This is a genomic window from Lewinella sp. LCG006 (assembly GCF_040784935.1).
Lineage (GTDB): Bacteria > Bacteroidota > Bacteroidia > Chitinophagales > Saprospiraceae > Lewinella.
In genome coordinates this window covers 5,247,321-5,267,987 of the sequence record NZ_CP160680.1, presented here as the reverse complement: position 1 = coordinate 5,267,987, position 20,667 = coordinate 5,247,321, and the positions used below count along the sequence as shown (strand labels likewise).

General features: G+C 45.1%; 14 protein-coding genes. 7 read left to right on the top strand and 7 right to left on the bottom strand.

The features are described 5' to 3' along the window. Positions 1 to 154: 154 nt before the first annotated feature. From AB0L18_RS18930 to AB0L18_RS18915, 4 genes are all read right to left on the bottom strand, one after another. On the bottom strand, positions 155 to 1,021 hold the full coding sequence (locus AB0L18_RS18930; RefSeq protein ID WP_367388880.1) for an RNA polymerase sigma factor RpoD/SigA: 867 nt from the start codon (positions 1,019 to 1,021) through the stop codon (positions 155 to 157). A gap of 221 nt (positions 1,022 to 1,242) precedes the next feature. Next, positions 1,243 to 3,519: a polyribonucleotide nucleotidyltransferase gene (pnp, locus tag AB0L18_RS18925; RefSeq protein WP_367388879.1), complete on the bottom strand. Its 2,277-nt coding sequence runs from the start codon at positions 3,517 to 3,519 to the stop codon at positions 1,243 to 1,245. A gap of 154 nt (positions 3,520 to 3,673) precedes the next feature. Continuing rightward, a complete protein-coding gene (gene rpsO, locus AB0L18_RS18920) occupies positions 3,674 to 3,958 on the bottom strand; it encodes a 30S ribosomal protein S15 (RefSeq protein ID WP_367388878.1) in 285 nt (94 codons plus the stop codon). Between the two features lie 254 nt (positions 3,959 to 4,212). After that, positions 4,213 to 4,446 carry a Uma2 family endonuclease gene (locus AB0L18_RS18915; protein WP_367388877.1) on the bottom strand — a complete coding sequence of 78 codons (234 nt, stop codon included), beginning with the start codon at positions 4,444 to 4,446 and terminating at the stop codon, positions 4,213 to 4,215. Between the two features lie 197 nt (positions 4,447 to 4,643). Here AB0L18_RS18915 and pdhA point away from each other — a divergent pair, with 197 nt between their 5' ends. The 5 genes from pdhA to AB0L18_RS18890 all read left to right on the top strand — a co-directional run bounded on the left by pdhA (position 4,644) and on the right by AB0L18_RS18890 (position 11,442). Next, entirely contained in the window at positions 4,644 to 5,675 is a 1,032-nt protein-coding gene (gene pdhA / locus AB0L18_RS18910; protein WP_367388876.1) for a pyruvate dehydrogenase (acetyl-transferring) E1 component subunit alpha, read from the top strand. 121 nt (positions 5,676 to 5,796) lie between these two features. Then, positions 5,797 to 6,483: a tol-pal system YbgF family protein gene (locus tag AB0L18_RS18905; RefSeq protein ID WP_367388875.1), complete on the top strand. Its 687-nt coding sequence runs from the start codon at positions 5,797 to 5,799 to the stop codon at positions 6,481 to 6,483. 96 nt (positions 6,484 to 6,579) lie between these two features. After that, complete coding sequence (gene ribH / locus AB0L18_RS18900; protein ID WP_367388874.1) at positions 6,580 to 7,098, top strand: 6,7-dimethyl-8-ribityllumazine synthase; 519 nt, start codon at positions 6,580 to 6,582, stop codon at positions 7,096 to 7,098. Positions 7,099 to 7,222: 124 nt separating this feature from the next. Continuing rightward, positions 7,223 to 10,018, top strand: coding sequence for an ATP-binding protein (locus AB0L18_RS18895; protein WP_367388873.1), 2,796 nt, complete (start codon positions 7,223 to 7,225; stop codon positions 10,016 to 10,018). 230 nt (positions 10,019 to 10,248) lie between these two features. After that, positions 10,249 to 11,442 (top strand): T9SS type A sorting domain-containing protein, encoded by a 1,194-nt coding sequence (locus tag AB0L18_RS18890; RefSeq protein WP_367388872.1) that lies wholly within the window; start codon positions 10,249 to 10,251, stop codon positions 11,440 to 11,442. A gap of 128 nt (positions 11,443 to 11,570) precedes the next feature. Here AB0L18_RS18890 and AB0L18_RS18885 read toward each other — a convergent pair whose 3' ends face one another. From AB0L18_RS18885 to AB0L18_RS18875, 3 genes are all read right to left on the bottom strand, one after another. Further along, positions 11,571 to 13,112 (bottom strand): OmpA family protein, encoded by a 1,542-nt coding sequence (locus AB0L18_RS18885; protein WP_367388871.1) that lies wholly within the window; start codon positions 13,110 to 13,112, stop codon positions 11,571 to 11,573. A gap of 30 nt (positions 13,113 to 13,142) precedes the next feature. Then, positions 13,143 to 14,936, bottom strand: coding sequence for a T9SS type A sorting domain-containing protein (locus tag AB0L18_RS18880; RefSeq protein WP_367388870.1), 1,794 nt, complete (start codon positions 14,934 to 14,936; stop codon positions 13,143 to 13,145). A gap of 221 nt (positions 14,937 to 15,157) precedes the next feature. Beyond that, positions 15,158 to 15,961, bottom strand: a complete 804-nt coding sequence (locus tag AB0L18_RS18875) for a T9SS type A sorting domain-containing protein (protein WP_367388869.1) — start codon at positions 15,959 to 15,961, stop codon at positions 15,158 to 15,160. Positions 15,962 to 16,405: 444 nt separating this feature from the next. Here AB0L18_RS18875 and AB0L18_RS18870 point away from each other — a divergent pair, with 444 nt between their 5' ends. Both AB0L18_RS18870 and ggt read left to right on the top strand, forming a co-directional pair. Then, positions 16,406 to 18,703, top strand: coding sequence for a TonB-dependent receptor (locus AB0L18_RS18870; protein WP_367388868.1), 2,298 nt, complete (start codon positions 16,406 to 16,408; stop codon positions 18,701 to 18,703). 143 nt (positions 18,704 to 18,846) lie between these two features. After that, the gene (gene ggt / locus AB0L18_RS18865) at positions 18,847 to 20,529 is read left to right on the top strand and encodes a gamma-glutamyltransferase (protein ID WP_367388867.1); all 1,683 of its coding nucleotides are present in this window, start codon (positions 18,847 to 18,849) and stop codon (positions 20,527 to 20,529) included. Positions 20,530 to 20,667: the final 138 nt, after the last annotated feature.

Here is a 20,667-nt window from a genome sequence, read left to right as displayed (position 1 = left end):
ATTACCTGTTTGCTATGTTAACTTAAAACTATAGAGCAACATCGAAATGCTTCGATACCGCGCACAGATTAAGTCTTGCTATTCATAATTGTCCGGCTTTTCTCTTTTATCAAAATTCGGGATAACTAATGTTTTCAGTAATAAATTAACTTTGTTATCCCAGAAAAGACCTTAAGGTATTGCGATTATAAGACTTCCGTAAGCGACGGATAGCTCTTTCTTTAATTTGCCGGACACGCTCGCGGGTGAGGCCATACAAATCACCAATTTCTTCCAGCGTGAGGGCTTTATAGCCATTTAGACCGTAATAGGTCGAAAGGACTTCTACTTCCCGAGGTGACAAGATGGATAATCCTTGCTGGACCTCCTCCTTAAGCGATTCTTCCATCAGTTGATTGTCGGGCATATCTTCATCACCTGTGGTGATAAAATCCAACATGGTAGCACTGCCTTCTTCTGAAGACACTGGTGCATCAACGGACACATGGCGAGTGTTACCTTTGAGAACATTGGCAACATCCTTAGGCGTAATATTCAGTAATTCCGCTAACTCTTCGTTGGTAGGTTCACGTTCAAATTCTTGAACAAAAGAACGGAAGGCACCATTAATTTTGTGGTAAGACCCCACCTTGTTCAATGGAAGGCGTACGATTCGCGAATACTCAACGATAGCTTGCAAAATCGACTGCCGTATCCACCAAACAGCATAGGAAATAAACTTGAATCCTTTGGTTTCATCAAAGCGACGCGCCGCTTTCATCAAGCCAACGTTACCTTCATTGATAAGGTCGGGCAAGGATAATCCTTGATTTTGGTATTGTTTTGCAACGGAGACTACAAAGCGCAGATTTGCTCTGGTAAGTTTATCCAGGGCTTCCTGATCACCTTCCCGAATTCGACGTGCCAACTCTGCCTCTTCTTCCGCTGAAAGCAGCGAAATTTTTCCTATATCCGTGAGATACTTATCAAGTGCTAAGCTCTCTCTGGAAGTAATCTTATTTGTAATCTTTAACTGACGCATGGATAATTCATTTGGTACCTTTTGTGAAACATTGGCAAGCAGCAATTCCTTACTCAAATACGCTTAAGGACCCCACATTGTTGCTTGTTCCAAACTGATTAGACTAGATTAATTTCCTGAAAATACGAAAATTTGTTGGTATTGGTTCCTTTTCCACATAAAAAAGCCCCGAGTTATTAAATAACCCGAGGCTTAATATTCTTCATTAGAAGTCTAAGCTATTAGTCACGACGACGGTCATCACGACGACGGTCGTCTCTGCGATCACCACCTCCACGGCGGTCACCACCACGACGATCATCTCTGCGATCACCACCTCCGCGACGGTCGTCGCCACCACGGCGATCATCTCCTCCACGGTCACTGCTACCTTCTGGGCGAGGAAGAAGTGCTTTGGCAGAAAGACGAAGTTTACCCGTACGGTTGTCTACGTCGATCAATTTCACCCTTACTTCATCACCTTCATTGAAGTGATCTTCTACATTTTCGATACGTGAGTGGCTGATTTCCGATACGTGTAGCAAGCCACTACGACCATTGAAATCAACGAATACACCGTAAGGCATAATCGTTTTCACAACTGCATCGTACTCCTCTCCTATCTTTGGTGTGAAGGCAATACGATTGATGGCAGCAACTGCCTTATCGATGGCAGCTTTATCGTTACTGGCAATACTTACCACCCCGTGCTCATCCACCTCTTCGATGTTGATGACGGTACCCGTTTCTTTCTGTAGTTCCTGAACCACTTTACCTCCAGGTCCGATAACCGCACCAATGAACGACTTCTCGATGTGTACTTGTACAATACGTGGTGCGTGTGGCTTGAGATCTTCGCGAGGCTCAGCTAATTCCTTAGCCATTTCATCCAAAATATGGATACGGCCAGCACGAGCTTGCTCCAAAGCTTTGGTGAGTTCTTCGTAAGGCAAACCTTCGATCTTGATGTCCATCTGGCAGGCAGTGATTCCGTTGCGGGTACCTGTCAATTTGAAGTCCATGTCTCCTACAGCATCCTCGTCGCCAAGAATATCAGAAAGGATAACCACCCGATCTTTATCAGCTACCATCCCCATGGCAATACCTGAAACAGGTGCTGTAATTTGGATACCAGCGTCCATCAATGCGAGCGTACCCGCACAAACAGTTGCCATAGAAGAAGAGCCATTTGACTCCATGATATCACTTACGATACGAATGGTGTAGGGCACCTCTTCTGGTAGTACTTTACGTAAAGAGCGTCCAGCCAGGTTAGCGTGTCCAACCTCACGACGGCCAGGGCCACGCATCGGCTTGGTCTCACCAACAGAGTAAGCAGGGAAGTTGTAGTGCAGGATAAAATCGTCGAAAGTAAGCCCTAAAGCCTTGTCGACCATTGCTTTATCTGACTTCGTACCGAGCGTCAGAGAAGTCAAACTTTGCGTTTCTCCACGGTTAAAGATAGCAGAACCGTGAGCCGCAGGCAAATAGCTGGTTTCACACCAGATAGGGCGAATATCCTCCGGCTTACGGCCGTCCAGACGCAAGCGCTCTCCCATCACCATTTCGCGGATAACTTCCTTTTGGTACTTAGAGAATAATTCTTTCGCTTCGTCCCAATTTTCAGCTAGCCACTCTTCTCCTTTGCTTTCCAGAAGACTTTCTTTCAAAGCGTCTTTTACCGCCGTAAAGCCAGCTTTGCGATCTTGCTTGTTATGAGCACCTTTACATACTTTGTAAAGACCATCATGAGAAATCTTCTTGATTTCTGCCTTCAACTCTTCGTTAACAGCAGGTAGCTCAAACGGACGCTTGTTCCGTGCTTTGTCTCCTACTTTTTCAGCCAACTCAAGCTGTGCTTTAATTTGCACCTTGATAGCTTCGTGTCCCGCCTTGATGGCGCCTACCAGATCTGCCTCCGAACATTCGTCGGCTTCTCCTTCTACCATCATCACGTTGTCCATGGTGGCTGCTACGATGATATCCAAGTCCGCTTTTTCCAGTACACTGAAATTAGGGTTGATCACGTATTCACCATCAACACGGCCTACACGTACTTCAGAAATTGGGCCAGCAAATGGAATATCTGAAACCGCAATCGCCGCACTGGCAGCCAGGGCTGTCAAAGCATCAGGTGGCACATCGGTATCTCCTGAGATCAGGTTGATGATCACTTGCGTTTCATACATATATCCATCGGGGAACAGGGGACGGATAGCCCGGTCGACCAGACGAGAAGTAAGTACTTCGTAATCATTTAACTTGGTTTCCCGACGGAAAAAGTTGCCAGGAATACGACCTGCTGCTGCAAACTTTTCCTGATAATCTACGGATAGAGGGAAGAAGGATTGACCTTCGCGCATTTCTGTAGAAGAAACTACAGAACAAAACAACATGGTATCTCCCATGCGAACGACGACCGAGCCATCGGCCTGGGTCGCTAACTTGCCGGTTTCAATAACCACTTCTCGTCCGTCTGGCAAGTTGAAGGACGACGTGATAGGATTCTTTTGTCCCATAAAACATTTTTGAGCGCAACTACATGAAAAAATCGGTCGCGCTCATTAATTCTTCTTTCTCCAAGCGCGTAAAGATAGTGTTGGGTAGCTGCAATGAAATAAATATAAAAAACGCTGCCCCAACTTTGAGGCAGCGTTCGGTAGTTCTTTTCGCTTATTTGCGAATATTACGGATACCTAATTTCTCGATCAGTGCACGGTAACCTTCCAGGTCTTTTTTGGCCAGGTAAGTTAGCATTTGCTTACGACGACCAACCATCGTCAACAATGCCTTACGGCAAGAGTGATCCTTTGGGTGATCCTTCAGGTGCTGGCTCAGCTCCTGAATACGGTAAGTAAACAGAGCGATTTGACCTTCAGTAGAACCAGTGTTCTTGCCCGTACCGCCGTACTCTGTGAAAATCTCCGATTTCTTTTCTTTAGAAAGATAAACTGCCATGATAAAAGTTTGCGCCATTAGTGATTTCGAAAATCAGTTATAGCAACGTTTGATAAATTCCACCTGACTTTCAGCGTCAAGCGGCCGCAAAGGTAAGTAGAATATCAGTAATAACCAATAAAGAAAAGGAAGAATAAATTATAACAAAAATGCTACTTCAAAGCCATAAACTACTGATTTCCAAAGCTGGAAATAAAGGACTCTCCAGTACTTCGTCCTTGGAGTAAATACGTTGCTGTTTGTAGCGACCATTTTCAGGATAGAGAAATTGCTCTAATAAGGTCTTCTTCCGTGTTCATGATCCAATACTCCGGGATGTTTGATTCAGCGAATAGAACACTTTTAACATGCCGGTCTTTTGCCAGTGAAGTATCAGCCACTTCAATCAATAATAAAATATCCTCGGGGCCAGGATGCGCCGTGGCATAATAGTCTTTGCGATATTTTACAATCGCTAAATCTGGTTCTGGTTCTGAGTTATTTGCCAATATATAGAAAATACGAGGAGGAATCCAGGGGCCTTCGCAGTAAATTACCTTTCACCTTTCCGCAAAAGCTAAAAAATACGTTTCTTTGCCTGTGGTGAGCAAACCATGCGAGCAATCGCTTGTTTGCAATACTAGAACGTGGATGTTTATCTCACGTATCAACCATCAATTATTCATCAAATAGCGAAAACTCGCTTATGGCAACAGCAGCACCGACGAAGAAGAGAGCTACCAGCAAGAAAAAATCTACTTACAGCAAAGAGCAATACCTGGAGTGGTATACCTTGATGCTACGGATTCGCAAGTTTGAGCAGAAAGCGCTCATGGCTTACGGACAGCAAAAAGTGAGAGGTTTTTGTCACGTATATATTGGCCAGGAAGCAGTGGCTGCAGGAATAGAATCTGCACTGATCGAAGGAGATGCCATCGTTACTGCTTATCGCCAACATGGCACTGCATTAGGCAGGGGTATTTCTGCTGACGCTGCAATGGCGGAATTGTTTGGCAAAGCTACTGGAGCGAACAAGGGTAAAGGTGGTTCTATGCACTTTTTCAGTAAAGAGCATCGCTACTTTGGTGGAAATGGAATTGTAGGTGCTCAAATCCCTATCGGTACGGGCATTGCTTTTGCAGAAAAATACAAAGGCACCAACAATCTTTGTGTGACAATGTTTGGCGATGGTGCTGCGCGCCAAGGAGCATTACACGAGTCTTTCAATATGGCGATGACCTGGAAAATTCCGGTTTTGTACATCCTTGAAAACAATGGCTATGCGATGGGTACTTCCGTTGAGCGTACTTCCAATGTCACGGATATGTCCAAATTGGGGCTTTCCTACGAAATGCCAACGGAATCGGTAGATGGAATGGACCCCGTAGCCGTGCACGAGGCTGTTAGCAGAGCTGCTGAACACATTCGTTCGGGCAAAGGACCATTCTACCTTGAAATCAGAACGTACCGCTACAAAGGTCACTCGGTATCTGACCCAGCCAAATACCGGACCAAAGAGGAGGTCAAAGAATACCAGGATCGCGATCCAATTAAAATGATAGAAAAGGCAATTCTTGATGGCAAGATTGCCACGGAGGAAGAAATCAACGCCATCCAGGAAGAAGTCAAAGTGGAAATTGATAATTCCTATAAATTTGCGGATGAATCACCACTTCCTGATCCAGCCGAGTTATACACGGATAATTACCTCCAAGAAGACTACCCCTTCCTTACCTAAAAGAAGGCTACTTTTCTTTGTTGAAAACAAATAAGAAAAAAAGCGGCGGTACACATCTTTGTACTGCCGCTTTTTTGTTTATCTTTGCCGCGTTTTAAATCAAACGCAGTAAAACGCAACAATGGCAAAGGATAATAAAGGCAGTCTGCCAAACGAAGAAACCTTAGCAGATGCTGTAGGGAAAAAATCTATCAACGAGATTTTTGAAGAAAATAAGAATACCATCACTTACTTACTGATCGGTCTGTTAGTAATTGTGGCGGGTTATCTCCTTTACCGACAAATGGTAAAATTACCACAGGAGAAAGAAGCTATTGAACAAATGGCGCAAGCTCAGGTGCAATTCGAAAGAGATTCTTTTGCATTGGCATTAACCAACCCTGGACAAGGTTTCCCTGGATTTGTTGATATTGCTGACCAATACGGAAGCTCTGCAGCTGGCAACCTCGCCCTGTATTACGCTGGTATCAGCTATTTACACCTCGGGCAGTTTGATGCAGCCATCGACTACCTGAACGATTTCAGCCCTGCTGGAGACGTTACTCCTGCTATGAAAGCGGGTGCATTGGGTGATGCTTATTCTGAAAAAGGAGATTTTGATGCTGCTTTGTCTTCTTACAATAAGGCAGTAAGCAAAAGCAACAACCCGCTGATTTCTGCTTACTACCTCATGAAAGTAGGAATGCTCAACGAGCGCCAGGGCAATGCCGCTGCTGCTCGCGAAGCTTATCAAACCATCAAGGAAGAGTACTACAATACCCCTCAGGCCAACGATATTGACAAGTACCTCGTTCGGGTGCAAGGATAGTTTTTAACAGTTATATGCTGTTTAGAACCTAATAAAAGGTAAGGTGTTAATGATAACATCTTACCTTTTGTTTTTTCAACCATTATCATTAGACTTATGGCCAGTGCCCTCAAAAATTTATCTTCCTACGACAGTGAAAGCATGCCCAATGCGGAAGACTTTACACTCGGCATCGTTGTTGCTGACTGGAATGAGAAAATAACCCATGCCCTCTATGAAGGCTGTTATGACACCCTTGTCAAGCATGGCGCTAAAACAGAAAACATCCACACCATTCAAGTGCCAGGGGCTTTTGAACTGACCACTGGTGCAAGGATGCTTGCAGGACGTTACAATTGCGATGCTATCATTTGCCTGGGATGTGTCATTAAAGGAGAGACCTCCCACAACGAATACATCAACATGGCTGTAGCTCAGGGGTTGACCAATCTGGGGCTGACAACCGGTCGCCCGTTTATCTTTGGTTTGCTTACGCCAAATGATGAGCAACAAGCACTGGATCGTGCGGGTGGCAAACACGGAAACAAAGGCGTAGAAGCGGCGACGACGGCCCTAAGAATGGCGGCTATCCGAAAAACCTTGAACAGTGGCGGCAAAAAGTCGATAGGTTTCTAATTGAAGTTGAAGACAGGGATAATCGTTGGGGTTGACAAACATTTCTATATTTGTAATACTCAACCATATCATTAAATGATAGCAGTGAAGCTACTGTAATACGCTTTGTACTAACTCCTGAAGAATGCGGCGGTTTTTCCTCTTGTTTATTTCACTGGCCTATGCTTTTCAGATGTTTGGCTCAAACATTAGCTATAGCTTTAATAAACAAAATGACACCTCGCCAAATTTCACCGATTCTTTGGGCTTTTTTGTGGACCAGAAAGCTCAATATAGTATTGAAGACCTTCTAAGCTTTCCCGCTACAAAATTTAGTCCCTTAACTGAAGACATTGAACTCAGCGCCCCAGTTGTCTTATGGACTAGCGTAACGTTGACCAATGAAGGCAATGACGAACTTGACGGTTATTTTCGCTTGTTTACCTTTATTGATTCTATCTGGATGTACACTATCCAGGATGGTATGGTAATAAATATTACTTTTTCAGGAAACAACCTGCCTCCCTCAGAAAAAAACCTCTCTTCCTACAATAACAACCTGCCTTTCAGTCTTTATCGAGGAGAAAGCAAGTCGTTTTTCTTCAAAATGCACTACAATAAGCTAAGCTGTAGTAATCAATGTTTATCCACCGTCAAGGTGATTCCTCGAAAAGTATTGGACAGAGAAGAAATAATGACCAACTCCCTGCAAAGTTTTTATGCAGGCATTATGCTTTTCTTTGGGCTCATCAGCCTTTTTATGTACTCGATGTTTTGGGAAAGTGTCTTTATTTGGTTTGCCTTATTGATGTTTTCTTTCACAGCCTATTTTGCCTCCCTTAATGGACTGACAGGATTAATTTCCAACTATCGTTTTGAAGGAATTGCAAGGGCAGATTTAGCCGTCATTGTGCCTTGCATACTGCTCTCTGCTACGATGTTTATCAGCAAGTATACTGATCTTCGAGCACGAAGCATCAGACTTTACTACATCTATTTTTATTATGCTTTATTCCTCTCAATTGTACCTCTTATTGCAAGACTTATCAGTGATGATTGGTACACTATTGGTAAAATATCTGACTACCTCACGCTTATTTTATTGATACTTACCCTAATAATAATTTATTCTTACGCTCGAAAAAAAAACAAATCCTCTATTATTCTATTGGTGTCAGCGGGTATTTTATGCTTAGGAGCGATGTGCCACATTCTTAGTGTCGCTGATTTTCTTCCTGATAATCTTATCACCGATTACTCCTTTCAAATAGGCACTGTATTTTTTTCTGGCATCCTCTTTTACGGCATCTTTGACAAGATAAACACCATCAGAGCAGAGAAAGAACGTTATGAAGAACTAGATCAGGTTAAGTCTCGTTTTTTTGCCAATATTTCTCATGAGTTCAGGACACCCCTTACCCTGGTCATGGGCCCCATTAAGGATGTCTTAAAAAATACTGAGACAAAAGAAGACCGGGGTCGCCTGCAATTAGCTTACCAAAATGCCGAACGCTTACTCCAGCTGATCAATCAATTACTTGATCTCTCTAAACTGGAAGCCAATAAAATGGAACTGCTTGCCGCAGAACAAAACCTACCTGTCATCCTAAAGGGGATAGTAATGTCTTTTGAATCACTGGCCAAACGTCGGCATATCCAATTCAACTTTGTCGCTCAGAAGGAAGCTATTCCGGTATACATTGATATCGATAAGGTAGAGAAGATTTTCTACAACCTATTATCAAACGCCTTCAAATTCACCCAAGAGAATGGCGAGATCGCAGTGATGATAACAGACCATGAAAATCATGTAGAAATCTTGGTGAGAGACAATGGTGTAGGAATTTCGTCTTCTCGCCTGCCCAATATCTTCAACCGCTTTTTTCAGGGAGACAACACAACAACCAGCGAACACGAGGGAACAGGCATTGGTCTGGCATTGGTCAAAGAATTGGTGGAATTGCATAAGGGAAGCATCCGGGTAGAAAGCCAGGAAGGCATAGGTACTGTTTTCACCATCAGCTTTAAGAAAGGAACATCCCACTTAAAAGAACACGAAATTCAGCATAGTTCTTCCCCCATGGCCACTTCTACATCAGCAGCTATTGGTAGAAGCGATCAGATAATAAATAGGGACATTTATCCAGAGACACAACATGTGATCTTGCCCGCCAATACAGATCATCAGGACGATGATACCCCTGTGGTCTTGATTATTGAAGATAATAATGCCGTAAGAGACTATATTAAGGAGCATCTAATTTCTTCTTTTCAAATTGTAGAAGCCATCAATGGCCAAAAAGGTATCGACCTTGCCTTGGAACTACTCCCCGATTTGATCATCAGTGATATCATGATGCCTGAAAAAAATGGCTATGAAGTGTGTGCAATGCTCAAAAAAGATCAACGAACCAGCCACATTCCCATTATCCTCTTAACGGCCAAAGCTGCTGCTGAAGAAAAAATGCACGGCTTGGAGATCGGGGCGGATGATTACCTGGTAAAACCTTTTGATACGAAAGAACTTGAAGTAAGAACCCGAAATCTCATTGCTTCCAGGCTGCTACTAAGAAAGAAATTTTCCGAATCCAACACGATCGAACCACAGTACGCAGGCAACAATGCTCTTGACAAAGCTTTTATAGAAAACGTATGTAACATCGTTGAAACCCATTTAGCTGATGAACAATTTAGTGTTGAACTTTTGGCACGGGAGATCGGACTTAGTCGTAGTCAGCTCAATCGGAAATTAAAAGCTTTAACTGACCTGTCACCAAATAAATTTATCCAGTCTTTCCGCCTACAGAAAGCTAAGGAGATGCTTGAGCAAGGTTCGGGTAATGTTTCCGAAGTTGCGCTGGAAACAGGCTTTAACAGTACCGCTTATTTTATCAAGTGTTTTGGTGATAAATATGGTCAAACTCCCGGTTCTTTGTTGTAGCAATAGCGTCAATGCGCCATGTTTTATAGGAGATGCGCCATATTTTATACCCACTCTACCGATTTTATACTCTTTCCTCATTTTTTGATACCGCTCCGCCCTAGTTGGTCCCCACCTTTGTAGTGTACAAAAACACAAGTAGTCAAGCTTCCTTGAAAAGTTGACTTTATGAATACGTCATGAATTAACGAAGGAAGTTACTGTGCATTTTAATCATCAAAACTCAAAAAATGAGACAAGCAATTTTACACCTCAGTACATTCCTTATTCTTCTTTACGCACTCCCGGGAGTTTCGCAAGTAACAATTACACAAAGTGATATCTTACGCCCAGCGAGCTTTATAGATAGCTCGCTGGTAATAACTGATCCAGGAACTCCCTTCCCTGAAGAAGGAGCCAATATCCTTTGGGACTATAGTACAATAGGCGAGGGCGTCCTGGAAACGACTGTCTACACTGATGCTACCGATGACCCAGATTTTACCGATGCCCTTAATTATTTTAGCTCCAACATTAGGTTGGCCATAGGTGGTTTTACTTTCGATGTTCCCAGTAATCTCTACGAAGCCATAGATGCAGATGGATGGTATCGTACAGGAAGGTCATATGAAGGCCTGACCATTCCACTTACTCCTGTCTCAGGGGGAGCCAATGACCGCATTGATTATCTCTCTGGCAAATCTGATTACGTTGGCCGAATGAACATCATAGAGTTCCCAATGACCTATCAAGATCAATGGGAAGCAAGCTATTATTATGACTTAAATTATGAAGTAACTGTAGTCGGATTTGGGCTGAACCAAACGCCAGCATTCACCCGTACAACGGTCACCGAAGAACGGGAAGTCGTTGGTTATGGTTCGATCATTCTGCCAAGATCTGATGGTGAGCCTTCTGGTGAAATAGAAGTTTTATTAGTGAAAGGTACACTCACCCAGATGGATAGTTTTTTTCTAGGTGGAAGCATTGCACCACAAGCCATATTGGATGCCTTTGGCTTGGAACAGGGACTTACCAGGGGACGTAATTTTTACAATTTCTATGCCCCTGGTATCAGTTCATCAGTCCTTCTCTCCGAATCACCGCTAGGTGGGGGAGCAACTAATCGTATTGCTTACTCGCCTCAGGTAGCTGACATGGCTACCTCCACGCGAACATTAAGCGTACCTGTTGCGAAAAGCTTCCCTAATCCGGCAGCAACCGCATCATCCATTAAGATCGTGTTGGAGCAATTTACCTCTTCAGGCCAGGTTCGTTTCACTGATTTACAAGGGCGGGTGTTGCAAACGGTTGATTACACTTCCAACGGAAGCAATTCCTTAGAAGTTGAGGTTCCGGCATCTTTATCAAATGGTATGTTCGTGTACCAGGTTTTCGATGAAGACAATATCCTCATCGGCGTTGGAAAACTACAGGTCTTCTAGAAGGGCTCATTACGATAAACCTTCCCTACTTAAAATACTACCGGTCTGCCAACTGCACAGTTGGCAGACCGGTAATATAATAGACAAGTCCTTTTACTTAAACTCCATGTCTGGGTAAAAATATAAAACTACTGGATAATCAAATCAAACTCCACGCGCCGGTTTAGCGACCTTCCAGCGGAAGTAGAGTTAGGCGCAATAGGGTAATCCTCGCCGAAGCCGGCATAAGATATCCTGGTAGACCTTGCTCCTTTTGACAACAAGTACTCATAACAGGCTGCTGCGCGGCCTTCTGAAAGCTCTTGATTTCTACTAGCATCTCCTACGTTGTCTGTATGTCCTGCTATTCTTAGCTGGTAAGCGGGATAGCGCTTCATAATCACCGCTATCTGGTCGAGAATAGCAAAAGATTCAGGCTTGATCACGGAACTTCCTGTCTCAAATTGTACGGCACGCATCGCTAAATTAAGCACCTCTCGGACATCTTCTTCAATCTCCGGGCAGCCCTTATTGGTCGTAAGTCCAGCCTCTTCCGGGCAGCGATCATCTGCGTCAATCACACCATCGCCATCCGTATCCGGGCAGCCGGCAAAAGGACCAGCCTTATCGGGACACCGATCATTAGCATCAATAACGCCATCTCCATCACGGTCGGGGCATCCCTGAGTAGCTGCGGTACCTTTTTGATCCGGGCATGCATCAACATCATCCAGGATACCGTCTCCATCACGATCACTTCCTGGGCAACCCTGGTTGGCAGCTAAGCCCGCTTCCTCCGGACATTGGTCAAGTCCATCGTGAAGACCATCACCGTCGGAGTCTGGACAACCGTTTTGAGCTACTGGCCCAGCGGCATCGGGGCAGCTATCCTCTACGTCGGCAACTCCATCGCCATCCGCATCAGGACAGCCCATCAGGGCTTTTAACCCTGCTTCTTCCGGACAACGGTCACTGTCATCGATCACACCGTCGCCATCCGCATCCGGGCAGCCATTGGTAGCCGCTGGCCCTGGGGTTTCAGGACAAGCATCCTCACCGTTGGCTATGCCATCATTATCGGTATCCGGGCAACCACCCGTGGATACCGGTCCGAATACATCGGGACAGACATCTTCTCCATCCGCTAAGCCATCTCCATCAGTGTCTTTGATACCAAACTGGTAAAGGTAGCCTAGACCAAGTTGGATATTGTCTCGATTTTCTACGTTGGAAGTACGGTATTCCCCCTGGATACTGAGGTAAGAATTGCTCCCCAGCATATAATTAATCCCCAAGCCTACTGGAATCTGAGTGTTTCCTTCATCAATATTTTCCAGCACGTAACCGATGCCACCTAAAAGATAGGGTTTTAGTTTTTGATCACCACCAAAAGGATAAACATGGAGTAAGGCATCAAAACTGGTGATATTCCGGTTTTGGGTGTCATCAATGACATCAGCAACCCCAATTTTTAGCGGTATTGCCAGTCCAAAATTTTTAGTTAGCAAGTACCGGTAACTGATTTCAAGACCCGCAGTGAGTGCCAAATCAGCATCATTAGGCGTACTGTAGTCGACACCTAAAACTCTTGCTGAAATAGCATGACGGTCTAATTTATTAGCATTTTGACTGTACCCAAACGTCGAAAGTAAAAGCATCATCGCTATGATGCCAAATCGGTTAATGTTCATACGGTGGTGATTGTGTAGTTTTCTCTTTTATTAATTGACCTTCATTAAGGTCCCCGTTTGTATTATTTCTCCTGGTGTTGAAATCAGCTGGTAAAAATAAGCTCCGGCGCTCAATTGCTGCACATCTATTCGATCATTACCGTTGGTTAGCTGTTGGTTGATAACCGCTCTTCCAAGCGCATCAAACACTCTTATTTCAACGGCTAGATTTATCGGCCCTTCAACAAAAAGGTAGCTTTGCAAAGGGTTAGGAAACAACTTCCAACTACCTTGCCCCAAAACCTCTTCCGTAGGTGTGGTACAATCCAGGTTGGGATCATAACTGGCAGCAATATCTGCACTGGTACTACATCCTGTAACATTGTCTGTTATGACCAAGGTGTAGGTTCCGGCAGCCTCAGCACACAATAGTAATGCTGTAGCTGATGGAATAGGCTCCCCTTCGTATAACCAGGTAAACGAAAAATCAGTAGGAAGGTTACTTTCGTCCTCCAATCGGAGCAAATTACCGTTCTGAAGCAAGTCAATATCCGCTGGATTATCCGTAAAATTGATGGCTATCGGCTGTGAAGTAGCAGCACATCCTTCTTCGGTGGTATAGGTTGCCCAGTAGTTGCCATCTTGTACTACCAGAAGTGTATCCGTTGATGCACCAACGACTAAAACACTGTCGGCGTACCAGGTCAGTGAGTTGTCGTAATTGGCACTCACCAAGGTTACGACTTCTCCATCGCAGTAGGGACTGGCTTCGGCGATCGTAATAAGAGGATTGTTTGGAATTTCGTAAACGGTGATGATTTCGCTGGAACGAATGGTATCCACTGGATGAACCAATTCAATGTTTACCTGAAGATCGCCATCCTGCAACAGGCCTGAAACGCCTTGCCCAAATTCGATGATGCCACAAAGGTCATCTGCCCCATCCAATCCTCCATCGTCATCAATGACGTGTAATTCGTAGGTACCTTCCCCAATTGGAATAAGTACATTATAGATGACCGGCAAGGTTGCGTTGCCAACAATAGGAGCTGTATAAACGTGATCACCATTAGGATCAAAAAGGTCAAATTTAAGATCCGAAGCTGAAAACAAGTCGGTACATGGAGATTGCTCAATTCGGACTTGCGTCATAAAAAAGCCGGTCGTGTCTACAATGGCTTGATAATTCACCAGGTATTCACCAGGTTGATTGTAGGTCTGATCGGCCGGGTTCTCTGCCGTAGTAGAATTTCCATTGTTAAAAAACCAGAGGTAGGAAAAACCTTCCGCCCCTCCGGAAGGAACATTATTGATAAAAGAAGCCGTCACCGAACCACAGCCATTATTGTTTACAACCGTAAAGCCTTCTGTTATTGTCTGTGCAGGATTAATGAGTAAGGGGAAAGAAAAAGAAGTCTGTTGAGGGAAAATCAAGACGACCGCTTCAATAACAACCTCCACCATATAAAGCCCCGGCAGCAAAGGCGTACCACAAAGTTTCACACAACCATCCGTACCTTCTTCCGTAACGAAATTGGTCTGGCTAGCTTCCCAATTCATCCCGGCAGGCAAGCCTGCTACGGCCAGGATCGTAAATTGGGAAATATCCAGCCCCGCAGGAATGGTAGGGTCGGTTGCATTGACGGGTGTGGTGGTCTTGGGCAATCGGAAACTGAGGTCTCCGTCGTAGTAAATACCCGCTTGCCCTTCGGGAGCTGCGGAAAGAAAAATAGTGTCCTCGGGTAGTGTAGGTAAGTCTATCAAACAACCCGGGCAGCCTGTCTGGGCCGCAATTGACAAAGAAAAAACGCTGATAAACAGCAAGTTGAGTACAATTCGCAACATAGTTTCTACTGTTAGTGGGCGGAAAAAAGTAGATAGTTCCAGTAGAAAGATAAGGAAATATCGAAATTCCTTATATATGGACGTAAAACCTGGGTTACGTCACTGCTTGGAGTTGCTATAATTCGAAGAAAGGCAGATGGAAAAGGAAATGGTCAGATGGCCGATAATGGGCATTTTTCAACCACCTGACTTTATTTTTTATCCTTTTACCAAAAACGCGCTTAGCGCTGGATCAACAAACGACCAGAGGCGGCTTGTGCTCCCTGCTGCAGGCGGAAGATATACATTCCCGTTGCAAGGTTAGAACCATCAAATCGCAAAGAATTCTGTCCGCTTACGAGTTCCAAAGACTTCTGTTGTACCAAAGTACCAAGGGTGTTAAATACCTGCAAGTCGTACTTTCCTCCTTGAGGAAGGTCCACAAAAATATCCGAGAAATCAGAAAACGGGTTGGGTTGAATGCGTAGATCAAAAGCATTCTCTGTTACTTCCGCAGCATCTACCAAGCAGTTTTCACTGCCTTCAGGACGTACGAAGAAGAAGTAGTTACCTGGCACCAACTGGCCGTCAGGCAAAGTGTAGGGAAGTGCAGCTAACTGCGTAGAGATCAAAACATTGATCTTCAGATTGTGCATGCCTACATCAGCGGCAGTAGCTTCACCATACAATTGGATACAACCCACTTCCTCTGGCAAGAATACACAGCTGGGAGGATCACAAACGTAATCAAAACTAGCGGGTAGGTCGGTAATTCCCTGGTCAGTAATCGCTACCTGAGAGATCGCCACCTCCGTAGTACCAATAGCAATTGTTTGAGGAATACGTACCTGGATAACGGTCTCGTAGTAACCTGCCACACAGGCCGTATCCTGAATACCACGCTCAGGAAAATCTTCCTGGAAAGGCAAGGGCAGTACAATAACGGTATCCGGCAGCATTTCTTCCGGGGTACAACCGCTCTGTGCAGTCAACTGAAAATTGCCTAGTAGTAAGGCAAAAAGAGGTAAAAGGAAAAATTTCTTCATTTGTACAAGATTTAATTTTTTGACGGAAATAACTGATTCCATTTTTCCCAACGATTCGCGAATATTTTCACGCAAGCTCCTTTTAGTTGCTTGCTTAGAAAATTTTAGCGAATCAAACCTGCCTACCTGCGGTACGCAGGCAGGAATGGAATCAGTTATTTTTGTTCCGTCACTTAATTCAGACGCAATATTGGCTAATTTTGCCGACAGTATAAAGGATTGAACAAGAATTTTATTGCTAATAGACGGCATTTCAATCAGGAAATTTTAAAATTTTCACACAAAGATATATCTTGCAGCGTCTCAATTTAGAATTTGAGCACTTCGCAACTATCCACACTTCCTCTTCTTTAGAGCTTTACGGCTCAGAATTCCCTTCCTGGATAATTTTTACTATGCCAACTACTTGGGCTTGGTATTCTAACAACGGATAAACATTCAATTATGCTGCATTTCGCACGATTTTGCGGGCTGCTCTTGAGCCTGCATCTCACTACCCTAACTTTTGCCCAGACGGGTACCATTAAGGGAAAAGTCACTGATGCACAGTCCGGTGAGCCCCTCATTGCTGCTACCGTAAGCGCACGAGGCGCCGGTACCGTTACTGACTATGACGGTTTTTTTGAGCTTCAACTCAACGCAGGCACCTACGAAGTAAGCGTCAATTACCTGGGTTATACTACGGCAACTGCCAGTCTAACGGTCAAAGCCGGGGAAATAACAAGCTGGGATTTTGAACTGGCGGAGGCTGCCACCTTGCTACAAACCGCTACAGTAAGTAGTAGCAAGTACGAAAAACCTTTAAGTGAAGTAACGGTTTCCCTCGAAATCCTTCGCCCTGACTTGATTGAAAGTACGGGTAAACTTACGCTTGATGATGCGCTGCAAAAGGTGCCGGGCGTCACCGTTGTCGATGGACAAGCTAATATCCGGGGAGGGTCTGGCTACAGCCAGGGGGCCGGAAGTCGTGTGCTTCTGTTGATGGACGATGTGCCCATCTTGCAAGCCGATGCAGGTTTTCCGCAATGGGATGATGTGCCCCTGGAAGTTATCCAACAAGTGGAAGTTATCAAAGGGGCAGCTTCCGCGCTCTATGGCTCTTCGGCATTGAATGGAATTGTTAATGTTAGGACAGCTTATGCCACTTCTACCCCCATTACGAAAGGTTCTTTATTCTCTACCGTGCACCTAACACCTAAAAGAGAGGAACTTAAATGGTGGGACAGTGCTCCCCGTAGCTTGGGAGCCAGCCTTAGTCATCGACAAAAATTTGACAAAGTTGATTTGGTGCTTGGGGGGTATTACCTCAACGATGAAAGCTTCCGCAAGGATGTCTTCCGCAAGTTTGGTCGCGCCAACTTCAACGTCCGCCACCGGGCCAGCGATCGGCTGACCTACGGGCTATCTGGCAATTTCAATGTAGGAGAAAGTGGTTCTTATTTCTACTGGTCGGGTATTGAAACCGCCTACGTGGGGGATACCACTACCCTGGCTACCAGGAAGCGTTTTCGCTACAACCTCGACCCCAGCCTTACCTACTACGATAAGAACAACAATCGCCATCGCTTTCTGGGGCGCTTTTATAGTGTAGACAACGACAACGACCGTAACCAAAGCAACCGTTCAAATCTTTACTACGCCGAATACCAGTTTCAGCGCAAGTTTGAGCGAGCAGCACTCGTCATGACCAGTGGTTTAGTCGCCAGTGGTACAGGGGTTGAGGCTGAATTGTACGGGGATACTACCTTTACTTCCCAAAACTATGCGGCTTTCGCCCAATTGGATAAAAAATTCGGCCAACGCTTGAATGCCTCCTTTGGCTTTCGTTATGAATACAACAAGCTCAATAACCCTGGCTTCGACTATGTACTCAACAATGTCCAACGAACAATTCTCCCTACTACAGAGGAAGAAAGTCGTCCGGTATTCCGACTTGGTTTGAATTACCAAGCTACTGAAGGCACCTTCCTCAGGGCCAGCTGGGGACAAGGCTACCGCTACCCTACTATAGCGGAAAAATTTATTTTCACCAATGCTGGTGGATTCTTTATCCAGCCTAGTCCAGATTTAGGATCAGAGACCGGGTGGTCGGCTGAGATTGGCTTAAAGCAAGGCTATCGCCTGGGTGCTTTTGAAGGCTTTGTGGATGTCACTGCCTTCTACATGAAGTACGAAGACATGATTGAATTCAACTGGACGGGGTCTGGGTTTCAGTCGATCAATATTGGTGGTACAAATATTAAAGGCCTGGAATTCACCATCGCGGGCCGCGGAAAACTGGGTAGTGTTCCATTTCAATTGCTGACTGGACTGGTCACTATCGACCCTCAATTTGATGAGTTTGATACCAATGTTCCACCCGATGGTAGTACGCTGGGGGGCAAAAATGCGATTGGCTCTTCAAGCTCAGAAAATGTTCTTAAATACCGTTTCCGCAATAGCTTCAAGTTTGACGGCGAAGTAGAACTTGGGAAATTTCGCCTGGGCGTAGAGTCCTTTTACAACAGTAATATGGAAGCCATTGATGCCTTGTTCTTGCTCTTTATCAACGGGTTGAACGACTATCGCCAAAAGGACAATGACGGCTATTGGTTGCACAATGTACGTGTAGCTTATGCTCCTAGCGAAAAAATAAAAGCCACCTTCATTTTGGGCAATGTCTTCAACGAAGAATACACCATTCGTCCGGCACTGTTGGAAGCACCAAGAAACGTTACCCTACGCCTGGATTACAAGTTTTAGGAAATTCATCCACACCTATGATTAATGCCCTTCTGCGCGCCGGCCGGACCTCTTTGGAGGGATGGTCGGCGCAACTTTTTTCCATCTGGCGATGAACCGTAAGATTTTTTATAGCTTAGAGGTTTAGTAAAAAAGCCTAGTCAATGAATCGTTCGCTACTGACCTTATCATTTTGCTTTACTTTTTTGTTGCTCTCCGCTCAGGATCGTATTACCGGAAAGCCTTTTGCGACCCGGTCAGAAGTGATTGCCCGGCACGGAATGGCGGCGACGTCCCATCCCTTGGCTACCCAAGTAGCCTTGGAAATTATGAAAGGAGGAGGCAATGCCATTGATGCCGCCATTGCAGCCAATGCGACCTTGGGCTTGGTTGAACCCACTGGAAACGGGATTGGTGGCGATTTATTTGCGATTGTATGGGACGCAAAAACCAAGCAGCTTTATGGCCTCAATGCTAGTGGACGCTCTCCGCAAAGTCTGACCTTGGATTATTTTAAAGACAAGGGTTATACTTCCATCCCTCCGCACGGACCATTACCGGTATCGGTACCAGGCTGCGTAGACGGCTGGCTGGAACTCCACGGAAAATTTGGCAGCTTACCGATGCAGGAGGTCCTACAGCCTGCGATTGATTATGCTACGGAAGGTTTCCCGGTAACGGAGCTCGTAGCCTGGTACATGGACCGTTCCGCACCTATCCTTTCCAAATTTCCTGGCTTTGCGGAGACTTATATGCCTAATGGTCACACGCCCCGCAAGGGAGAGATTTTCAAAAATCCAGGCTTGGCCAATACCCTTAGTCAGATTGCTGCCAAGGGAAGAGCAGGCTTTTACGAAGGCCCTATTGCAGCAACCATCGCCAAATACATGTTAGAAAATGGCGGATTTCTGACGATGGATGATCTAAAAAACCATCATTCAGAGTGGGTGGAGCCCGTTTCTACCAATTACCGTGGGTATGATATTTGGGAATTACCCCCTAATGGGCAGGGCATTGCTGCACTGCAAATGCTCAATATTTTGGAAGCTTATGATATTGCGGCAATGGGTTTTGATAGTCCCGAATACTGGCACCTGCTGGTGGAAGCCAAAAAACTCGCCTTTGAGGACAGGGCAAAGTTTTATGCTGATCCTGCCTTTAATGAAATTCCGGTTGATTGGTTGATTTCCAAAGCTTATGCCGATGAGCGTAGGCCCTTAATCAATCCCGATCGTGCTGGCAGGAGTTACGAACCCGGACAATTGAAAGACGGAGACACCATTTACCTAACGGTGGCGGATGAAGAAGGTAATATGGTCTCTCTGATCCAAAGCAACTACCGCGGCATGGGCTCAGGCATGACACCTCCCGGCTTAGGCTTTATCCTCCAAGATAGAGGCGAATTGTTTACGCTTGAAGAAGGGCATTTCAATACTTACGAACCTGGCAAGCGTCCTTTTCATACCATCATTCCTGCTTTCATCACCAAAGATGGTGAGCCCTACGTTAGCTTCGGCCTGATGGGCGGGGCCATGCAACCCCAAGGGCACGTACAGATCGTAGTGAACCTCATCGATTTCGGCATGGGCCTCCAAGAAGCTGGCGATGCTCCCCGAATCAATCACGGCGGCTCTAGTCAGCCTACGGGGGAAGAGATGACCGACGGCGGTTACCTACAAATGGAATCAGGTTTTGATTATGAGATCATTCGTGCCCTAATGTACAAAGGGCATCAAATTCAGTATGCGCTAGGCCCGTATGGAGGTTACCAGGCTATTATGTATAAAGATGGTGTTTACTATGGTGCTTCCGAAAGCCGCAAGGATGGTCAGGCGGCTGGATGGTGATGATTGGTTGGTTGGTTCGAGGGTTGATTGGTTGGAATAGTGTAAAAGTGTAAACGTTGTTTTTTTTCTAAAAAAAGCGTGTTCGACAAGGAATGACTTATCGAACACGCTTTAATTATTAATTACAGTTAGCAGTGC